13 protein-coding genes are annotated in these 19,430 nt (G+C 65.7%); 6 read left to right on the top strand and 7 right to left on the bottom strand.

What is annotated here, in order from left to right; genetic code table 11:
* Positions 1–104: 104 nt before the first annotated feature.
* From EBMC1_RS12525 to EBMC1_RS12515, 3 genes are read left to right on the top strand one after another with little or no spacing between them, the layout of a single operon-like run.
* Complete coding sequence (locus EBMC1_RS12525; protein ID WP_003047317.1) at positions 105–1,787, top strand: MFS transporter; 1,683 nt, start codon at positions 105–107, stop codon at positions 1,785–1,787.
* Positions 1,784–2,971 (top strand): HlyD family secretion protein, encoded by a 1,188-nt coding sequence (locus tag EBMC1_RS12520; protein WP_003047314.1) that lies wholly within the window; start codon positions 1,784–1,786, stop codon positions 2,969–2,971. Before EBMC1_RS12525 ends, EBMC1_RS12520 begins: the two co-directional genes overlap by 4 nt.
* Positions 2,968–4,341, top strand: coding sequence for an efflux transporter outer membrane subunit (locus tag EBMC1_RS12515; RefSeq protein WP_040590288.1), 1,374 nt, complete (start codon positions 2,968–2,970; stop codon positions 4,339–4,341). The genes EBMC1_RS12520 and EBMC1_RS12515 overlap by 4 nt, the downstream gene beginning before the upstream one ends.
* On the opposite strand, the gene EBMC1_RS12510 is transcribed toward EBMC1_RS12515, so the two are convergent.
* Entirely contained in the window at positions 4,338–6,209 is a 1,872-nt protein-coding gene (locus EBMC1_RS12510) for a M1 family metallopeptidase (protein ID WP_003047309.1), read from the bottom strand. The two genes, EBMC1_RS12515 and EBMC1_RS12510, sit on opposite strands and share 4 nt — an antisense overlap.
* Before the next feature lie 179 nt (positions 6,210–6,388).
* On the opposite strand from EBMC1_RS12510, the gene EBMC1_RS12505 reads away from it, so the two are divergent.
* Entirely contained in the window at positions 6,389–8,443 is a 2,055-nt protein-coding gene (locus EBMC1_RS12505; protein WP_003047307.1) for a S46 family peptidase, read from the top strand.
* A 114-nt stretch (positions 8,444–8,557) separates the two neighbouring features.
* On the opposite strand, the gene EBMC1_RS18430 is transcribed toward EBMC1_RS12505, so the two are convergent.
* The 6 genes from EBMC1_RS18430 to kdpF all read right to left on the bottom strand — a co-directional run bounded on the left by EBMC1_RS18430 (position 8,558) and on the right by kdpF (position 14,695).
* The gene (locus tag EBMC1_RS18430) at positions 8,558–9,394 is read right to left on the bottom strand and encodes a hypothetical protein (RefSeq protein WP_156001220.1); all 837 of its coding nucleotides are present in this window, start codon (positions 9,392–9,394) and stop codon (positions 8,558–8,560) included.
* Positions 9,395–9,544: 150 nt separating this feature from the next.
* Entirely contained in the window at positions 9,545–10,237 is a 693-nt protein-coding gene (locus EBMC1_RS12495) for a response regulator (protein ID WP_003047302.1), read from the bottom strand.
* A 9-nt stretch (positions 10,238–10,246) separates the two neighbouring features.
* On the bottom strand, positions 10,247–10,834 hold the full coding sequence (gene kdpC / locus EBMC1_RS12490; RefSeq protein WP_003047299.1) for a potassium-transporting ATPase subunit KdpC: 588 nt from the start codon (positions 10,832–10,834) through the stop codon (positions 10,247–10,249).
* A 10-nt stretch (positions 10,835–10,844) separates the two neighbouring features.
* On the bottom strand, positions 10,845–12,875 hold the full coding sequence (gene kdpB, locus EBMC1_RS12485; protein WP_003047296.1) for a potassium-transporting ATPase subunit KdpB: 2,031 nt from the start codon (positions 12,873–12,875) through the stop codon (positions 10,845–10,847).
* Between the two features lie 12 nt (positions 12,876–12,887).
* Positions 12,888–14,591, bottom strand: coding sequence for a potassium-transporting ATPase subunit KdpA (gene kdpA / locus EBMC1_RS12480; RefSeq protein ID WP_003047294.1), 1,704 nt, complete (start codon positions 14,589–14,591; stop codon positions 12,888–12,890).
* 14 nt (positions 14,592–14,605) lie between these two features.
* A complete protein-coding gene (kdpF, locus tag EBMC1_RS12475; protein WP_040590286.1) occupies positions 14,606–14,695 on the bottom strand; it encodes a K(+)-transporting ATPase subunit F in 90 nt (29 codons plus the stop codon).
* Between the two features lie 255 nt (positions 14,696–14,950).
* On the opposite strand from kdpF, the gene EBMC1_RS12470 reads away from it, so the two are divergent.
* Both EBMC1_RS12470 and EBMC1_RS12465 read left to right on the top strand, forming a co-directional pair.
* Entirely contained in the window at positions 14,951–17,608 is a 2,658-nt protein-coding gene (locus tag EBMC1_RS12470) for a sensor histidine kinase (protein WP_040590285.1), read from the top strand.
* Between the two features lie 450 nt (positions 17,609–18,058).
* Positions 18,059–19,387: an alpha/beta fold hydrolase gene (locus tag EBMC1_RS12465; protein ID WP_196795421.1), complete on the top strand. Its 1,329-nt coding sequence runs from the start codon at positions 18,059–18,061 to the stop codon at positions 19,385–19,387.
* The last annotated feature ends 43 nt before the right edge of the window (positions 19,388–19,430 follow it).

Here is a 19,430-nt window from a genome sequence, read left to right as displayed (position 1 = left end):
CGGTCAGGAGCATATTGTGGCGCACAGGATGCGGATCAGGGGCGCCTTGCACTTCGGCCCGGCGCGCGCGTGCCGACGGCCGCGCGCAGGATGGAGGCACGCGCGTGGCTGATCACGCAGCGCCCGCGGCAGCCGGCGGCGCCTATGTGTTCAAGCCGCACGAACGCCCGATCATGCCGGGGTCGCCCGCGTCGCCGGACCATCCCGTCGGGCGCAAGATCGGCTATTTCGTAATCGGCCTGTATCTCGCGATCGTCGGCGGTTTCCAGAATGGCCTGCTCATCGCCAATCTGACGGTGCTGCAGGGGCATCTCGACCTGACGCCCGCAGATGCGGGCTGGGTCACCGTTTCCTATAACATGACCAATGCGTGCATGAGCATCCTGCTCTACAAGTCGCGCCAGCAGTTCGGCATTCAGCGTTTCGTGCGCGCGACGATGATCGCGCTCCTGATTGCCAATTTCGTCCAGCTTTTCGATGCCGGTTACCGCATGGAACTGATCGCGCGCGGCGTGTCGGGGATCGCCGCGAGCGGGCTGTCGACTCTTGCTGCCTTCTACATGATGCAAGGCTTGCCGGCGAAGATGCGGATTGCGGGCTTCCTGCTCGGCATCGGGCTGGGACAGGTGGCGATTCCGCTCGCGCGCGCCATATCGCCGCTGTTGCTCGCCGACGGCGACATCGGCAATCTGTTCGTGCTGCAATTTGCGCTCTCGCTCGTCGCGGTCGGCGCGGTCAACATATTGCAGCTCCCGCCGGGCGAAACGATCCGTTCGTTCGAAAAGCTCGACCTTATCACCTTTCCGATCCTGGCGGTCGGCGTTGGGCTGCTCTGCGCCTTTCTGGTGCAGGGGCGCATCATCTGGTGGTCGACGCCGTGGCTCGGCGGCGCGCTGGCGGCGTCGGTGGTGCTGATCGGCACCGCCTTCCTGATCGAACATTACCGGCGAAATCCAATGCTCCACACGCGCTGGATCGGCAGCCGCAACCTCATTAAATTTGCGCTGACCGGCGCACTGGTCCGCGTGCTGACGTCCGAACAGAATTTCGGGGCGAGCGGGCTGCTGTCGGCTACCGGCCTCGTCAACGATCAGCTTGTCGCCTATTATGCGGTGCTGTCGTTCGCGACGCTGATGGGGGCGGTGCTGTCGATCGCGCGGCTCGATCCGACCGACCTGCGGCGGCCGATCCTCGTCGCGCTTGCCGTCATCACCGTCGGCGCGTTCCTCGACACCCATTCGGGTCTGCGCACCGGGCCGGTGAACCTGTATTTCTCGCAAGGCGCGATCGCCTTTGCCGCAGTCTATGTGATGGGTCCATTGCTACTCGAAGGGCTGCTGCGCGCCATTTCGCGTGGCCCGGCCTATATGGTCAGCTTTCTGGCGGTGTTCAGCCTGTCGCAGACGATCGGCGGGCTTGCCGGGGTCGCGGCGTTATCGGCCTTTCACACGCTGCGCACCAAGGCGCATCTGATGACGCTGGGGCAAAGCCTGTCGACGACCAACCCCGAACTGGCGCAGGGGATCAACGCGATCGCGGCGAGTCTGACCGGCAGCATCGCCGACCCGGCGCTGCGCAGCGCGACCGCCGCGGGGCAGGTGGTGCGCGAGGCGGCGCGCGAAGCGACGATCCTGGCATTCAACGACGTGTTCGTCGTGATCGGCAGCCTGTCGGCGATCGCCTTCGTCGCGATGTTCGCGCGCTGGGTTTATGATCGACGCCGCGGAATCAATCCATTGGCACGGGAACTTGAAGTCCTGCAGAAACTGAGGGCGCAAAATCAATGAGCGACGACAAACAGGAAGGCGCGCCGCCCGCGCCCGAAACGCCGGCACCGGCTCCGACGCCGGACCCGATGCCGACCCCGGCACCGGCTGCTGCCGATCCGACCCCGGCGGAACGGCCCGCCGACGCGCCGGCCGATGGCTGGGCGCCGCCGCGTTCGCGCGGACGGATCATCCTGTTCGGCGCGATCATCCTCGTCGGCGCGCTCGCCATTCTCTACGCCTGGGGACTACCGCCCTTCCGCGCGAACAGCCAGACGACCGACAATGCCTATGTGCGCGGCCAGACGACGATCATCGCGCCGCAGGTGGGCGGCTATGTGACCGCGGTGCTGGTGCAGGATTTCCAGACTGTCGCGGCGGGGCAGGAACTGGTGCGGATCGACGACCGCATCTACCGCCAGCGCGTTGCGCAGGGCAGCGCCAATATTGCCGCGCAGACCGCCTCGCTCGACAATAGCGCGCAGAGCAGGCGCTCGGCCGAAGCGCAGGTGAAGGCGCAGGAGGCGGCGGTCGCCAACGCCCGCGCGCAGCTCGCCCGTGCCCAGGCCGATATGCGCCGCGTCAACGATCTGGTCGGCGAAGGATCGGTGTCGATCCGCGAACGTGACCAGACGCTCGCGGGGCTCCGCCAGGCCGAAGCGGCGGTGCGGCAGGCCGAGGCGCAGCGCGCGATCGCCGAGGAGCAGGTGCGATCGGTGAGCGTCGGGCGCGGCGGTCTGGAGGCCGGGGTAGCCAATGCAAAGGCGGCGCGCGGGCTGGCCGACATCGATCTTCAGAACACGATCGTTCGCGCCCCGCGCGCGGGCAAGCTGAGCGAAGTGTCGGTCCGCGTCGGCCAGCTCGTCAGCCCGGGCACCCAGCTCATGTATCTCGTGCCCCAGAAACATTGGGTGGTCGCCAATTTCAAGGAAGCGCAGACCGCGAACATCCGCGTCGGCCAGCGCGCGACGCTGCGCGTCGATGCGCTGGGCGGCGCCGAGCTGAGGGGCGTGGTTGAAAATATCGCCCCCGCGGCGGGCAGCGAGTTCAGCATCATCAAACCCGACACCGGATCGGGCAATTTCGTCAAGGTGCCGCAGCGGATCGCCGTGCGTATCCGCATCGGTCCGAAGCAGAAGCTTGCCGAGCGGCTCGGCCCCGGCATGTCGGTGGTGGCGACGGTTCATACCGGACGCGGCGAATGAGGCGGCTCGCCTTGCCGCTTGCCGGTCTGGCGCTGGCATTGGCGGGCTGCGCGCCCGCGCTGACGCCGCCGCCCGCCGCGAGCGCGGTCGCACCGCCCGCCGACTGGCGCACTACGCTGCCGACGGACGGTGCGGCGATCGACGGCCGCTGGTGGTCGGCATTCGGCGACGCGCGGCTGACCGCGCTGGTCGAACAGGCGCGCGCGAATAACAGCGATCTTGCCATTGCAGCGGCGCGCGTTGCCGAAGCGCGCGCTCAGGAGCGCGTCGCGCGCGCGCTGCTGCTGCCGAATCTGTCGCTGAGCGGGCAGGGGGCCGAAGCGCGCAGCGTCAACGCCTTCGGCCAGCCAACCGAAAGCTTCACCGCGCAGCCGGTGTTCCAGGCAAGCTACGAGATCGACCTGTTCGGCCGTAACGCCGCGACGCGCGAGGCGGCGCGCGCCAATGCGGCGGCGGTTGCGGCGGCGCGCGAGGCGGCGACGCTGTCGGTCAGTGCGGCGGCGGCGAGCGGCTATATCACGCTGCTCGCGCTCGACGCGCGGCGGCAGTTGCTCGCCGAGACGCTGACCTCGCGGTCGGAGGCGCTACGGCTCGCGCGCAGCCGCGCCGAGGCCGGCTATACCTCGCAGCTCGAACTGCGACAGGCCGAGGCCGAATATCAGGCGACGGCGCAGCAGATCCCGGCGATCGAGGCGGCAATCGCGCGGCAGGAAAACGGCCTGTCGCTGCTCGTCGGCGATACGCCGCATGCAATCGCGCGCGGCGACGGTTTTGCCGCGCTTGCGGTGCCGCCGGTGCCTGCGGTGCTGCCGTCGGAACTGGTGCGGCGGCGGCCCGACATCGCGCAGGCCGAATATGCGCTGGCGGCGACCGACGCCAATCTGCGTGCCGCGCGGGCACAATTCCTGCCGCAAGTCCGGTTGGCCGCGTCGGCCGGGGCGGTGATTTCGTCGGCTTTGGGCGATCCGATCAGCATATGGTCGGTCGGCGGCAGTATATTGGCGCCGATCTTTTCGGGCGGGCGACTGCAAGGCCAGTTCGACGCCGCGACGGCGCAGCGCGATCAGGCGGCTTTCGCCTATCGCAAGACGGTGCTCACCGCCTTTCGCGAGGTCGAGGACCAGTTGGCGGTGATCGACCGGCTCAACGCGCAGGAACAGGCGCTGATGGCGCAGCGCGCGGCGGTGGCCGATGCGCTGCGGCACGCGACCAACCGCTATCGCGCGGGCTATTCGCCCTATCTGGAACAGCTCGACGCGCAGCGGTCGCTGCTCGGCGTCGATCTCGCGCTGATCCAGCTCCGCGCCGACCGCCTGAACGCATATGTCGCCCTCTATCAGGCGCTCGGCGGCGGCGCCCCGGCGGCTTAATCGCCAGCGAGGATCTTCTCGATCCCCGATGCCACCGCGGGGTGATAGGTGGCGCGCGAGCGGGCGAACAGGTCGCGCGCGATCGCATCGCCCCACGCGCCCTGACGCTTCAGCCCGGTGTAGAGCGGCCGGATCAGCAGACCGCGCCCGACGGTGCCGGCGAACTGGCGCAATGACGGTAGCGCGGGTTCGTAGCGGTTGGCGATGGCAAGCTCGAGCCAGGCGGAACGAACATAGGCGTTGGTTGACGCCGACAAACCCAGCGTTTCGTCGAGTTCCTTGAGCCGCGCCGCGCTCTGCGCCCGCGGGATCCCGTTCAGGAAACGCAGCCATTGCTGCGTCGTCCATCCTTCGGGCGCGATGGCGCGCGCCGGACCGCCGGCGTTGAAGGCGGCAAGCTTGGCATCGACCGCGGCCAGCGTCGCGCTCTTGTGGTGCACCGCATTGTCGGGCAGGCCCGCGGCATAGGACCAGCGGTCGAGTTGCAACGACAGTTCGAGCGCCGGGTCGCCCTTCAGCAGATTTTCGCGCAGATCGGTCAGGAAACCCGCGGTCGTCTGCGGCTGAAAGGCATGGCGGTCGAAATAGGATTTGAGATAGGCGTCCCAGCGCGCGCGGCCGACCGTCGTTTCGATCATGCGCAGGAAGTTGGATCCCTTGGTATAATCGAGCGTGCCGTCGCCGGGTGCACCGTGCAGCCGGGTCTTGGCGCCGGTCTGGCCGCCATTGGCGTCGATGTCGCGCATCATATTGTCCCAGTCGAGATCGGCATACATCGCCGCGCGCTCCTTGCCGTAGAGCGCCTCCATGATCCGGTTCTCGAAATAGGTAGTGAAGCCTTCGTTGAGCCAACTGTCGGACCAGGTCGCATTGGTGACGAGGTTGCCCGACCAGCTATGCGCTAGTTCGTGCGCGACGACGTCGGTGTTCGACCGGTCGCCGGTGATGATCGTCGGCGTGAGAAAGGTCAGCATCGGGTTTTCCATGCCGCCATAGGGAAAGGAGGGCGGCAGGACGAGCATGTCGTAGCGGCCCCAGCGATAAGGGCCATAGAGCGCCGAGGCCGCGTCGATCATCTTTTCGACATCGCCGAATTCGCGCGCCGCGGCGTCGAGCATCGTCGCTTCGGTCCACACGCCCGAGCGTGGGCCGAGCGAGCGGAATTTAAGGTCGCCGACCGCGAAGGCGATCAAATAGGGCGGCACCGGCTTGTCCATGCGGAAGCGGAAACGGCGGCGCCCGTCGGGCAGCGTCTCGCCCTTGTCGCCGCTCAGCTTCTCGCCGCTCATCACGGCGACGAGATCGCCCGGAACCGTCAGCGTCGCATCCCATGTCTGACGGATACCGGGGCTGTCCTGCGTCGGAATCCAGCTCCGGTTGAGAATCGCCTGGCCTTGACTGAACAGATAGGGCTTGGTCTTGCCCGCAGTCATTTCGGGCGGCAGCCATTGTAGCGCATTGGCGCCCGGCTGGCTGCGATAGGTGAGGACGATGCGCTGCGCGCCGCCGAGTTCGACCGTCAGCGCCGAACCGAGTTCGGGATCGGTATCGCCGACAGCCCATTTGAGCGGTTTGCCATTGGCGTCGGTGACCGAAGAAATCGCCAGATTGTCGATGTCGAGGACGATCGACTGCGCATCCTTGGCGGCGAGCAGATCGAGCGTCGCGGTGCCGCCCAGTGTGCGGGTCGCGAAATCGACATCGAGGTTCAGCGACACATGGGTGACGCGGGCGACCTCGGGATCGGCGTGGGTCCATACGTCCTTCGCCTCGGGCGTCGTCAATATGGGGGCAGGGGCGGTCGCCGTCTGTGCGGCGAGGGGCGAGGCGCCGGCGAGCAGCGCGGCGGCGAGCAGGATCATACGCATGGGAAGGCGGCGTAGGCGGCGACGCACGAAACTGCAACCGGCTGGTGGCACGAAGCAATCCTGGCGAACGCGAAATTGGCGGTGGCGATTGCGGCCGATCGGGCGCAAGGTGCGCGCCACCCCCGACGCGGGCGCTTCCCGCGCGGGATGTCGATGATTTCAAATGATGGATTTTGCCAATGACCCGATATCGCCCGATTTCGTTCACCGCGGCCGTGCTCGCCGGCGCCGCTCTTCTTGCTCCTCCCGCGCTCGCCGAAGAGGGCATGTGGACCTTTTACGCCTTTCCGGCGCAGCAGGTGAAACAGACCTACGGTTGGGCGCCCGACCAGGCGTGGCTGGGCAAGGTGCAGGCGGCGGCGGTGCGTCTGACCGGCGGCTGTTCGGCAAGCTTCGTATCGGCCGAAGGCCTGATCCTGACCAACCACCATTGTGTCGCAAGCTGCCTGTTCGACAATTCGAAGGCGGGCGCCGACTATCTCAACGACGGTTATGTCGCCGACCGCCGCGACATGGAACTCAAATGCCCCGGTCAGCAGGCCGAGGTCGTCACCAGCATCGGCGACGTCACCGGGGCCATCAAGGCGGCGATGGGATCGCTCGCGGGTGAAGCGCTGACGAAGGCGCGCGATGCGAAGATTGCCGAAATCGAAAAGAGCGGTTGTCCCGACACCGACAAGACGCGCTGTCAGGTCGTCACCCTGTTCGGCGGCGGTCAATACAAGCTCTACAAATATCGCAAATATTCCGATGTGCGGCTGGCATGGGCGCCCGAGGATCGCGCCGCGACCTTTGGCGGCGATCCCGACAATTTCAACTTCCCGCGCTATTCGCTCGATGCAAGCTTCCTGCGCGCGTACGAGAATGGCAAGCCGGTCGCGACGCCAGCGCACCTTCAATGGAACCCACGCGCGCCGCGTGAGGGCGAGATGACCTTCGTCGTCGGCAACCCCGGTTCGACCAGCCGGCTCTACACGACCAGCCAGCTTGCGTTCGAGCGCGAACTGCGCCTGCCGATCACGGTGACGACCTATTCCGAACTGCGCGGCCGCCTGCTGCGCGCAATGGAGGAAAGCAAGGATCATGAGCGCGAAGGGCTCGATCTGCTCAACGGGCTCGAAAACAGCCTGAAAGTCTATATCGGCCGCCAGAAGGCGCTGAACGACCCGGCCTTCACCGCGGCACTGGTCGCCAAGGAGGACGAGCTGAAGGAGAAGAGCGCGGGGAATGCCGCGATCGGCGATCCCTGGTCGTCGGTCGACAAGGCGGTCGGCGCCTATCGCTCGCTCTATTTGCCGGCGCGCTTCACCAATCCGATGAGCGATCTTTATGGCTATGCCGAAACGCTCGTCTATGCGGCGCAGGAGCGCTCGAAGCCCAATGGCGAGCGCCTGCCCGGCTACACCGACAGCGCGCTGCCGCTGACCAAGAAGAGCCTGCTCGATGCGAAGCCGGTCTATCCCTGGCTCGACGAGCTGACGCTCGAATGGAGCCTGTCGAAGGCGCGTGAATATCTGGGTGCCGACGATCCGGACACCAAATTGCTGCTCGGTCAGGAAAGCCCCGAGCAGCTTGCCAAGCGGCTGGTCGAAGGATCGAAGCTCGCCGATCCCGCCTATCGCCAGATATTGTGGGATGGCGGGCTTGCCGCGATCGAAGCCAGCGATGATCCGATGATCCGCTTTGCGCTGCGCCTCGCGCCGCGCCAGCGCGCGCTAAAAAACGCGGTCGACGAGGCCTATGGCGGTCCGCTCGCCGTCGCCGGCGGCAAGATCGCCGACGCGCGCTTCGCCGCCTATGGCGACACGCTCTATCCCGACGCGACCTTCACGCTGCGCATTTCCTATGGGCAGGTGAAGGGCTGGATGGAGCGCGGCAATGCGGTGCCGATCGCGACGACAATGGGTGGCACCTTCGACCGCGCGACGGGTAATCCGCCGTTCGACGTCGCTCCGGCCTTTGCGGCGAACAAGGCGGCCATCGATCCGGCGGTCACCTATGACTTCGTGACGACGAACGACATCATCGGCGGCAATTCGGGTTCACCGGTGATCGACAAGGCAGGCACCGTGATCGGCGCCGCCTTCGACGGCAATATCCACTCGCTCGGCGGCAATTACGGTTACGACGGCACGCTCAACCGCACCGTGGTCGTTTCGACCGCTGCCGTGCAGGAAGCGCTCGAAACCATCTATCCCGCGCCGGCGCTGGTGAAGGAGCTTGCGGGCAAATAGCCGCCCCGGCGTCCCGGTGCAGGGGATGCCGGCGATTGCGGCGAGCGGCGGACTGTGGACCGTCGCTCGCCGCATCACACGCTCTTCCATGGCCGGGCTGCGGTTCGCCTGTCGCTATTTCTTTTGAGCAAGGCATTGGGCGAGCGCGTCGCGCGCCTTCAATCCATCATGCCATTGCCCGGAGAAGATGGTCTTGCCATTGTCTGCCAGGCTGTAATCCTGAATATCCTCGATCGCGCCCACCAGAATGGCCCCGCTCGGCACGGCGAAACTCACCATGCCCATTGTTTTGCTCCGGAGACCGACTTTGGAGATCAGAGCCGTTACGGTTTGGATTTCCCCGGACTGCGTCAGCGAAAACGCCCTCGACTGGGATTTGTCCGGCGCCGGGATGCTGTAACCCATATACTGGATGACGGCGGGACCGTTCCTGCCTTCAAGGGCCGACATGATCACGGCGCCGGCAGGTGTCCAATAGCTGACGGTGCAATCCTTATCCGCTTTCCCTTTTTCGGTGGCACGCTGTGAACTGGAAGCTGGTTCGGGCGACCATCCGGCGAAGGGTTCCTCGCCAGGCAGAAACCACAGGCCTTCCTGAAGCTGACGATATCGTTGACCTATCAGTTTGCGTTGCTCTGAATTGGCGGCTTCAACCTCCGCCCCATGCTTGGCGAATGCCGCCCATTCTTCAGGCGAATAATATCGCATCGCCGCCGCGCCTTGGTTGCCGTCTGACCCCCATTCGCACCAATATTCGACGATGTTGCCGGTTTGATCATAGACTTCACTGATGGTGTATTCGTTGGACCTTCCGGCGCATAGATGCTCGGCATGAGCGATTTGCGGCCAGAAACAGAATGATAGAAGAGGCAGAAGAATCTGCGTCCATCTGCGCTTCAATCTCTTTGGAAATTTCATGGGCATTTCCGCTTGAAAATACAATGGCAGCATGTCCGTCCAAGCCGTGATCCGCGCAATTAAGATAAGTTGCGGCTAACACAGGGGCGGGCCGAGCGGTATAGTTCAAATGTACCGGTAGGTTCGTCCCGGCTTTTTTCGTCCGATGGCTCCGTCCGGGCTGTCAGTCCGCGACCGGCCAGATTAAGTCCGCAGCCGGTACCCCACCGCCAGTTCGTTGACGATCCGCTTCGGCTGCGACGGATCTTCTTCCAGTTTCTGGCGCAGTCCGCGGACGACGATCCGCAGATATTCCACGCGATCGGCCTGGGCCGGACCCCACACCGAGGTCAGCAATTGGGTGTGGCTCAGGACGCGGTCGGGGCGGCGCGCAAGTTCGGCCAGGACGCCATATTCCTTCGGGGTCAGATGAACCTCCTCGGCGCCGCGAAAGACGCGGCGGTGCGCAAGGTCTATTCGCAGCGCGCCTGCCTCCACGACCGTGGGTTCCTCGCCCGACGCGGCCGCGCGCTGGTGGCGCAGGGCCGTGCGGATGCGGGCGAGCAATTCCTCGGTATCGAAGGGCTTGGTGACATAGTCGTCGGCGCCCAGATCCAGCGCCGTCACCTTCTCGACACTGTTTTCGCGCGCCGATACGACGATCAGCGTGGCGTTCGAGCGCAGCCGCAGCGGCTCGATCAATTCCAGCCCGTCACGATCGGGCAGGCCGAGATCGAGCAGCACGACATCGGGCCGCTCGATGTCGAACAGGGCCATCGCCTGCCTGGCGCTGTCGGCTTCGATCACCTGATGACCGGCGCGCTGCAGCGTGGCCTGCAGCAGCCGCCGGATATGGGCATCGTCCTCGATGATCAGGATTTTTGCCGGTGGCACCATCCGGCCAGCCTATTTCGTCGGGAAGCGCGCGTCGAGTGCCCGATTGAGCATCAGCACGTTGACGCGCCTTTCGCCAAGGATGCCTGCGAGCGGGTGTTCGACAGATGCCTCGACCAGTGCCCGGAGGCTGGCGTCGTCGATGCCGCGTGCTTTCGCCACGCGCGCAATCTGGAAAAAAGCCGCCTCGGGGCTGATGTGGGGGTCCAGCCCCGAGGCGGAGGTCGTCACCAGGTCGGGCGGGACAGGGCGGCCCGGTGCCGTTGCAGTGAGCGCCTTGACGTCGGCGGCGACGCGATCGGCGAGCGCTTTGCTCGCCGGACCGAGGTTCGACCCCGAGGAAGCGGCGGCATCATAACCATCGGCGCCGGCGGCCGAGGGGCGCCCGTGGAAATAGGCGTCGGCCAGGAACCTCTGGCCGATCAGCTTCGACCCCACGATCTTTGAGCCGTCGCGGACGAGGCTGCCATTGGCTTGCTCCGGAAAGACGAGTTGGCCCATAGCCGTCAGCGCGAGCGGATAGACCAGACCGAGGAGGAGAGCGAAAAGCGCGGTCAGCACGAGCGCGGGACGAAGGGCGGATTTGAGTTCGGAAAACATGGAATTGTCCTTACGCAAGCTGGAGGCCGGACACGGCGAGGTCGATCAGCTTGATGCCGACAAATGGCGCGACCAGTCCGCCAAGGCCGAAGATCGAAAGATTGCGCGCGAGCAACGGGCCGGCGGGCATCGGCCGGTAGCGCACGCCCTTGAGCGCGAGCGGAACAAGGCACGGAATGATCAAGGCGTTGAAGATGATCGCCGACAGCACCGCGCTTTCGGGCGTGGCCAGGCGCATGACGTTGAGAACGCCGAGCTCGGGATAGAGAAAGACGAAGATCGCCGGGATGATCGCAAAATATTTGGCGACATCGTTAGCGACCGAAAAGGTCGTCAGCGCGCCGCGCGTCATCAGCAATTGCTTGCCCAGGCCCACGACCTCGATCAGCTTGGTCGGATCACTATCGAGATCGACCATATTGCCCGCCTCGCGCGCCGCCTGCGTGCCGGTGTTCATCGCGACGCCGACATCGGCCTGCGCCAGCGCGGGGGCGTCGTTGGTGCCGTCGCCGCACATGGCGACGAGCCGTCCCTCGGCCTGCTCGCGGCGAATGAGGGCAAGCTTGTCCTCGGGCGTCGCTTCGGCCAGGAAATCGTCCACCCCGGCTTCGGCGGCGATCGCCGCGGCCGTCAGCGGGTTGTCGCCCGTAATCATGACGGTGCGGATTCCCATTTTGCGCAATTCGCCGAAGCGTTCGCGAACGCCCGCCTTCACGACGTCCTTCAGGTGGATGGCGCCGAGCAGACGCCCGTCCCTGACCACCGCGAGCGGCGTGCCGCCGGCGCGCGCAACCTCGTCCGTTATGCGGCGCAACTCCTGCGCGGCAGGCGAGGATGCGGTGTCCGGGTGGGCCTTGAAGATCGAATCGACCGCGCCCTTGTGGATCGTCACCCCGGCGACCGTGACCCCCGAAAGGCGCGTCTGCGCGGTGAAGGGGATGACGTCGGACCCGGCCGGAAGCGCCGCCACGCGTATCGCATAGCGCTCGCGCGCAAGCGTCACGATCGAACGACCCTCGGGGGTTTCGTCGGCCAGGCTGGCGAGCAGTGCGGCCTCGGCCAGCGTTTCGTCATCGACGCCCGCCAGCGCGCGGAACTCGCTGGCCTGGCGGTCGCCGATCGTGATCGTGCCGGTCTTGTCGAGCAGGAGAACATCGACATCGCCCGCGGCTTCGACGGCCCGGCCCGACTTGGCCAGCACGTTGAAGCGCACGAGGCGGTCCATTCCGGCAATCCCGATGGCGGAAAGCAGCGCCGCAATGGTCGTCGGGATCAGCGTGATGAGCAGGGCCGCGAGCAATGCGACCGGGATCGATCCGCCGGCATAGGACGCGAAGCCCGGAATGGTCGCGACGGCGATCAGGAAGATGATGGTCAGCCCGACGAGCAGGATCGTCAGCGCAATCTCGTTGGGCGTCTTGCGCCGCTCAGCGCCTTCGACGAGTGCGATCATGCGGTCGAGAAAACCCTGGCCCGGCTCGGCAGTGACGCGCACCTTGACGCGGTCGGAGATGACGCGCGTGCCGGCTGTCACGGCGCTACGATCGCCGCCGGCCTCGCGGATCACGGGGGCGCTTTCGCCGGTGATCGCCGCTTCGTTGACCGATGCGACGCCTTCGATCACCTCGCCGTCGGCGGGGATGAGGTCGCCCGTCTCGACCAGCACGATCTCGCCCTTTTCGAGCTGGCTTGCGGCGACGATTTCATAAGTCTCGCCGACGCCGAGCATCAGCTTGGCGCGCAACTCGGCCTTCGTCGCGCGAAGCGAGGCCGCTTGGGCGCGCCCGCGTCCCTCGGCCAGGGCTTCGGCAAAGGTGCCGAAAAGCACGGTGAGCCAGAGCCAGGCGACGAGCTGGATTTCGAAACCCAGCGACAGGCCGGGGTCGCCGAGCGCGAGCAGCACCGTCAGGAGCAGGGCAACGCAGGCGGTGGTGAACATCACCGGGTTGCGCATCAACTCGCGCGGATTGAGCTTCCTTACCGCATCACGCATCGCCGGAACGACCAGTGCGGGGCTGAACATCGAGGTTGGAGTCGTCATGTCGCTGATCCCTCAGAAGCGCTGGCTGGCCATCATCGAGAGATGATCGGCGACGGGACCCAGCGCGAGGCTGGGAAGGAAGGTGAGGCCGCCCATGATCAGGATGATCCCGATCAGCAGGCCGATCCACAGCCCCCCGGTGGTGGGGAAAGAGCCGCTGGTAGCGGGGGTGTGGCGCTTTGCGGCGAGGCTACCGGCGATGGCGAGCACCGGCACGATCACGAAGAACCGGCCAAGCCACATCGCGATCCCGATCATGGCATTGTAGAAGGGAGTGCCCGCGCTCAGGCCCGCAAAGGCCGAGCCATTGTTACCGGCCCCCGAGCTGAATGCGTAGAGAATCTCCGAGAAGCCGTGCGGCCCCTTGTTGAGCGGTCCGGCAAGCCCCACGGGGAGCACGCTGGCAATGGCGGTGAAGCCGAGGATGACCAGCGGCAGGATCGCAATGGCTAGGACGGCGAGCTTGACCTCGCGCGCCTCGATCTTCTTGCCGACATATTCGGGTGTGCGCCCCACCATGAGGCCCGCGACGAACACCGCGAGGATGGCAAAAAGCAGAAAGCCATAGATGCCCGCGCCGACACCGCCGACCACGACCTCGCCGAGCTGGATGTTGAGTAGCGGGATCAGGCCGCCGATTGCGGTGAAACTGTCGTGCATGGCATTGACAGCCCCGCAGGACGCCGCCGTGGTGACAACGGCGAAGAGCGAAGAGGCGGCGATGCCGAAGCGAACTTCCTTCCCCTCCATGTTGCCGCCGCCAACGCCGAGGTGATGAAGTGCGGGGTTGCCGGCGGCCTCCTGCCAATAGGCAATGCTGGCGCCGGCGATGAAAATAAGTCCCATCGCCGCGAGGATTGCCCAGCCTTGGCGCGTGTCGCCAACCGCCTTGCCGAAGCACCACGTCAACCCGGCGCCGATCAGGAAGATCGAGAGCATCTGGATCAGATTGGTGAGCGCGGTCGGATTTTCGAAAGGGTGCGCGCTGTTGGCGTTGAAGAAGCCGCCGCCATTGGTCCCCAGCATCTTGATCGCTTCCTGGCTTGCGACCGGGCCGAGCGCGATCGTCTGCCGAACGCCTTCGAGCGTCGTTGCGTGAACCGATCCCGCCAGCGTCTGCGGCACGCCGCTCGCGATCAGGAACAGCGCGTAGACCGTGCAGATGGGAAGCAGCAGATAGAGCGTGATGCGCGTCGTATCGGCCCAGAAATTCCCGATCGTTCCCGTTTCGCGCCTTGCGAAACCGCGAAACAGCGCGAAGGCAATCGCGATACCGGTGGCGGCGGAGAGGAAGTTCTGGATCGTAAGCCCGAGCATCTGCGACAGGTTCGACAGCGTCGTCTCGCCCGAATACCATTGCCAGTTGGTATTGGTCGTGAAGCTGACCGCCGTATTGAAAGCGCCGTCGGCGCCGACCGCGCGGAAGCCTTGCGGATTAACGGGAAGTACCCCCTGCAATCGCAGCACCGCATAGGTGAAAAGCAGCAGCGCGAGGTTGAACAGCAGCATGTGAAGCGCGTAGCGCCGCCAGCCCTGCTCTTCGGTCGGGTCGATCCCGGCCATCCGGTAGAAGCCCCGCTCGACTGGCCCCAGGATGCGGTGAAGCGGGGTGGTGCGCCCTTCGTAAAGGGCAAAGAGCCAGAGGCCCATCGGTTTGGCAAGGACGGCAAGGATCGCGACGAAGGCGAAAATGAGCATCCATCCGGACAAGGTCATGGAATTGCCTCCGGTCAGAAACGTTCGGGGCGCAGCAGCGCCACCACGAGATAGACGAACAGCGCCGCAGCGACGGCGCCGGCGAGCATCGACGAAGCGCTCATGGTCAGGCCTTGTCGCAGATGCGCGCGTAGCCGAGCGTGGCTGCGAACAGCAGCGCGGTAAGGGCGAGCCACATCAGATCGGTCATCATAGGTCTCCGGCAACGGGCGACTCCCGAGGGAGCCGGACTGAATGCGACGCCGCTACGCCCCTTCGCCGTAAAATTTCGCGGTCGAATTTTGCCGGGCGCATAAGGATTCCATAAAGATCGCCGATTGTCGCTTGGCCCTGTGTCCGCGTCCGGGGTAAGCGGGCGCATGGTATCGGCCACCAAGAGACCCTCACCCGAAGCCCTGTTGCGGCAGGCAAAGCGCGAGGCGCGCGGGCGGCTGAAGATTTTTCTCGGTGCGGCGCCGGGCGTGGGCAAAACCTATGCGATGCTCAGCGAAGGCGCCGCGTTGCGGCGCGACGGACAGGACGTCGTCGTCGCCGTGGTGGAAACGCACGGTCGGGCGGAGACCGAGGCCTTGCTCGACGGGATGGAGGTCGTGCCGCGCCGCGAAGTCGCCTATCGCGGCCACCAACTGACCGAGATGGACATCGATGCCGTGCTCCGCCGCGCCCCGACACTCGCGCTGGTGGACGAATATGCCCATACCAATATCGACGGCAGCCGGCATCCCAAACGCTGGCAGGATGTCGAGGAACTGCTGAACGCCGGGATCGACGTCTATACGACGCTCAACGTCCAGCATGTCGAAAGCCTGAATGACGTCGTCGCAAGCTTTACCCGGGTGCGCGTTCGCGAGACGGTACCCGACAGCGTGTTCGAAGGGGCCGAAATCAAGCTCGTCGACCTGCCGCCCGACGAACTGATCGACCGGCTGCGCGATGGCAAGGTCTATGTGCCGCACGAGGCAAGCCGTGCCCTCGGCCATTTCTTTTCGAAGGCGAACCTTTCGGCGCTGCGCGAAATGGCGTTCCGGCGAGCTGCCTTGAGCGTCGACCGGCAAATGTTGCACGATCTCGATGCGAGCGGCGAAGCGGGCACCTTTGCCGCCGGCGAGCGGATTCTTGTCGCGATCAGCGAACAGCCAGGCAGCGATATGCTCGTGCGCACCGCGAAGCGCCTTGCCGACGGGCTGAACGCCCCATGGACGGCGGTGCATATCGAGACGGGACGAAGCGCCGCCTTCGACGACGACGCCCGGCGGCGGATAGCCGCGTCGCTCGCACTGGCCGCTACCCTCGGCGCGACGATTGCTACCGTTCCTGCGGAGAGCGTTATTGCCGGACTGCGCGGCCAGATAGAGGTGATGCGCGCGACCCAGCTCATCATCGGCAGGTCGCAGCGTAGCTGGTGGTTCGAACTGCGCCACGGTTCGGTGGTCGAGGCGCTGATCCACGACGCGGGCGATCTTGCCATCCACGTCATCCCGTCGCCCCGCGAATCTCCTGCCACGCGCCGGGGTCTCGACTGGACCCGCGGCTGGGGGCGCCCGTCGAGCTATGCGGTCGGACTGGGGCTCATCGCGCTAATGACGGGCGCCGCGCGGTTGGCCGAACCATGGATCGGGACCGGGGCCGTCGATCTACTGTATCTCGTTCCGGTGATTGTCGCCGCGACGCTTTACGGCTTGCGTCCGGGGCTGTTCGCGAGCCTCGTGGCGGCGCTGGCGTTCAACTTCTTCTTCCTCGAGCCGCGGCACACCTTCACGATCGCCGATCCGCAGAGCGTCCTCACCATGTTGATCCTTACCGGCGTCGCCGCGGTGGTGAGCAATCTTGCCGGCCGGCTGCGAACGCGCGCGCGGATCGGGGTTCGCAGCGCGCAGGAAAATGCGTCGCTTGCCGCCTTCGCGCAGATGCTTGCGCGCGCCTCCGATCGCGAAACCACCGCGGCGGTAACCTGCGAGGAAGTGGCGCGCTTGCTGGGCGTGCGCAGCATCATTCTGGCCGAGCAGGGCGGGCTGTTGCAACCGCTGGTCGCCCGGCCCGTCGATGCGGCGATCTCGCCGATCGATCAGGCGGCGGCCGAATGGGCCTGGACGAGCGGGGAGCCTGCGGGACGCGGGACGAATACGCTCGTTGCGTCCGACTGGCAGTTTCATCCGCTCAAGACCGGGCTCGGGGTTCTCGCGATCCTCGGCATCGCGAGCGAGGACGGCCGCGACCCGATCTCGCCCGACCGCGCCGCGCTGCTCGCCACGCTCGTCGGCCAGGCGGCGCTGGCGCACGAACGCTTGCATCTGGAGGACGAGATGCGCAGCCTGTCGGTCCTCGAGGAACGCGACCGCCTCCGCGCCGCGCTGCTCTCGTCGATTGGGCACGACCTGCGCACCCCGCTGACCGGCGTGACCGCCGCGATCGAGGCGCTGGCGAGCGAGCATCCCGGCGCGTCCGCGCTACCGCTCGCGCGCGCGGAGGTATCGCGATTGCGGCGTTTTCTCGACAATCTCGTCGAGTTGGTTCGCCTCGATTCAGGCGGTCTCAGCCTGGATGTGGCGCCGGTCGATCTGACCGACGCCGTGGCGGCTGTGGTCCACGATCTGAAAGATCTGCTGCGCGGACATCATGTCGATTTCCAGGTTCCCGCGGGTCTTCCGCTTGTCCGGGTCGATGAGCGGCTGCTCCATCACATTCTGCTCAACCTGCTCGCCAATGCGATCCAGCATGGCGGCAGCGCCGGGCCCATCGCCATCGTCGGCCGCCGGACGCCCGATGCCGTAGCCCTGACCGTGCGCGACCATGGCGGCGGTCTGGAACCGGGATCGGAAGGCACGATCTTCGACACATTCGAGCAAGGGAAGGGCGGTGACCGGCATGGCGGCAGCGGGCTCGGGCTTGCGATCGTCAAGGGCTTCGCCGACGCGCTCGGTATCTCGGTTTCGGCGAGCAATCATCCGGACGGGGGCGCAGCATTTACGCTGACATTCCCGTCCGCCTTGATCGCGACCGTTTCCGATGCCGAATGATTGCAGCGAACCCAACCTTCTGGTGATTTTGACCGCGATGAGAGGCGCGTTGGAAGTGAGCCCGATTCGCAACAGAAATCCATTGGCGTGGCTCGCTTTGGCCTTCTGGAGGCATGGCTCGATGAATTGCCCGTCTCGCCTTCCTCGTCGCTACCCGCCATAGCAAGACGGATCTCGAAATCGATTTGCTGATGGTTGATCCGGCATATCATGGTACCGGCATAGCGGATGCATTGACCAGTTGCGGCCTCCTGTGGATGGGACTGCCGCCGCGCCTCGGCGTTCGCGGGACCGGCGGGTCCGGATGAATTGGCGATTGCAATTGATCTTGTTTTCAAAAGGAAAATCGCGACAGTTGGGTTGATTCAAGATTCAGGGGCGACGCTTAGATTGAACTCGAACCCGGCATCCGACTGCATGGGCGCCCACGACAATGCGTCGCGCGTCAACGTGGCCCGAATATTCGCGCTTTCGCCGCGTCAGGCCGAACTATTGTGGAGTCTCGTCGATACCGGGGCGTTGCGCGACGCGGCGGTTTCAGCGGGCATTTCCTATGTTTCGGCGCGCAACATGCTCGCGGAGATCAAGGTCAAGCTGGGGCTGGACACGATCCCGCTGATCGTCGGACAGGTTCTTGCGATCAGCGATCATCATGCCGGAGCCACGCAGTTGCACGATCTGTTCGGGCTCAGTGATCGGCAGTTTGCAATTGCCCGTGCCGTCGCGATCCGCAAGAGCCGCGCCGAAATCGCTGGATCGCTGCACCTTTCGGAATCGGTGATCGATGCCGAGATGAAGAATATCCACCTGATCCTTGGTACCGGCAATGCGGCGGAGGTCGTCCGGATCGTTTCCGCGGCGCTTGAGCATCCTTCGGTCGATGCCGAGCCCGAGATAACGACGCTCGATGGCCATATGCTGCCCGCCGCTGCGATCGACCATGGGGGGCGCAGGATTGCCTATTCCGATTATGGCCCGGCGGGAGGCAAGCCGGTGTTGATCCTGCACAGCACGATAACCGCGCGCGCGCCGCCGACGCGGCTGGTGCGGGTGCTGGCGGCGCGCGGCTTCCGCGTATTGGCCATCGACCGGCCGGGGTTCGGGGGTACCGATCCGGCGGCCGACTGGTCGTCGCTCTATCGCCCCGCGTCGGACGATGTCGCGGCGGTCTGCGCCGCGCTGGGCATCGCGCATATCGATCTTGTCGCTCGGGGGAGCGGTCAGGCGGCGGTCTGCCTCGCGCACCGTCACCCCGATCTGGTGGCGCGCGCCGTCCTCGTCAATCCGACCCCGGCGATCGATCACACGCCGCACGACCGCGGGCCGCTCGGCATCGTCAAGCGGCGCTTTGCGGCGAACCCGGCGGTGATCGAACTGATGATCCGCACGCTCGCCCGCTTCGCCACCGCAACGCGCATGCGCGACGGCATGATCCGCTCCTATCGCGACAGCCCGCCCGATCTCGCGCTGGCCGAAGGCGATCCGCAGTTCGTGGCGGATTATCTGCGCGCGACGCGCGATTTCGCGCGCGGCCGGATTCGGGGCTATGTCGAGGAACAACGCGCCTGGGCGACCGGTTTCGACGTCGAACCGCTGCCCGGAAAGGCGCAGTGGCGCATCGTGCAGGGCGCCCATTATATCTTGCACGCACCCGACGCCGCGATCGCCTATTGGCAACCGCGACTGCCCGACACGCCGGTCAGGCGGATCGCCGATGCCGGCCAGATGCTCGCCTATTCGCACCCTGAAATCGTCGCCGAAGCACTTGCCGAGGCGTGATTTTTTGAAAGAACCATACATTCCGGGATGGACGCCGCCGCCG

Origin of the sequence: Sphingopyxis sp. MC1, assembly GCF_000371385.1 — a bacterium.
Classification (GTDB): Bacteria; Pseudomonadota; Alphaproteobacteria; order Sphingomonadales; family Sphingomonadaceae; genus Sphingopyxis; species Sphingopyxis terrae.
The sequence above is the reverse complement of the archived record's forward strand: the minus strand, read 5'-3'. Positions and strand labels throughout refer to the sequence as shown.

Excerpts from the sequence above, each read along its gene's own strand:
- EBMC1_RS12520 (WP_003047314.1), top strand. The coding sequence starts at position 1,784 with ATGAGCGACGACAAACAGGAAGGCGCGCCGCCCGCGCCCGAAACGCCG.
- EBMC1_RS12515 (WP_040590288.1), top strand. The coding sequence starts at position 2,968 with ATGAGGCGGCTCGCCTTGCCGCTTGCCGGTCTGGCGCTGGCATTGGCG.
- EBMC1_RS12510 (WP_003047309.1), bottom strand. The coding sequence starts at position 6,209 with ATGCGTATGATCCTGCTCGCCGCCGCGCTGCTCGCCGGCGCCTCGCCC.
- EBMC1_RS12505 (WP_003047307.1), top strand. The coding sequence starts at position 6,389 with ATGACCCGATATCGCCCGATTTCGTTCACCGCGGCCGTGCTCGCCGGC.
- EBMC1_RS18430 (WP_156001220.1), bottom strand. The coding sequence starts at position 9,394 with ATGCTGCCATTGTATTTTCAAGCGGAAATGCCCATGAAATTTCCAAAG.
- EBMC1_RS12495 (WP_003047302.1), bottom strand. The coding sequence starts at position 10,237 with ATGGTGCCACCGGCAAAAATCCTGATCATCGAGGACGATGCCCATATC.
- kdpC (WP_003047299.1), bottom strand. The coding sequence starts at position 10,834 with ATGTTTTCCGAACTCAAATCCGCCCTTCGTCCCGCGCTCGTGCTGACC.
- kdpB (WP_003047296.1), bottom strand. The coding sequence starts at position 12,875 with ATGACGACTCCAACCTCGATGTTCAGCCCCGCACTGGTCGTTCCGGCG.
- kdpA (WP_003047294.1), bottom strand. The coding sequence starts at position 14,591 with ATGACCTTGTCCGGATGGATGCTCATTTTCGCCTTCGTCGCGATCCTT.
- kdpF (WP_040590286.1), bottom strand. The coding sequence starts at position 14,695 with ATGAGCGCTTCGTCGATGCTCGCCGGCGCCGTCGCTGCGGCGCTGTTC.
- EBMC1_RS12470 (WP_040590285.1), top strand. The coding sequence starts at position 14,951 with ATGGTATCGGCCACCAAGAGACCCTCACCCGAAGCCCTGTTGCGGCAG.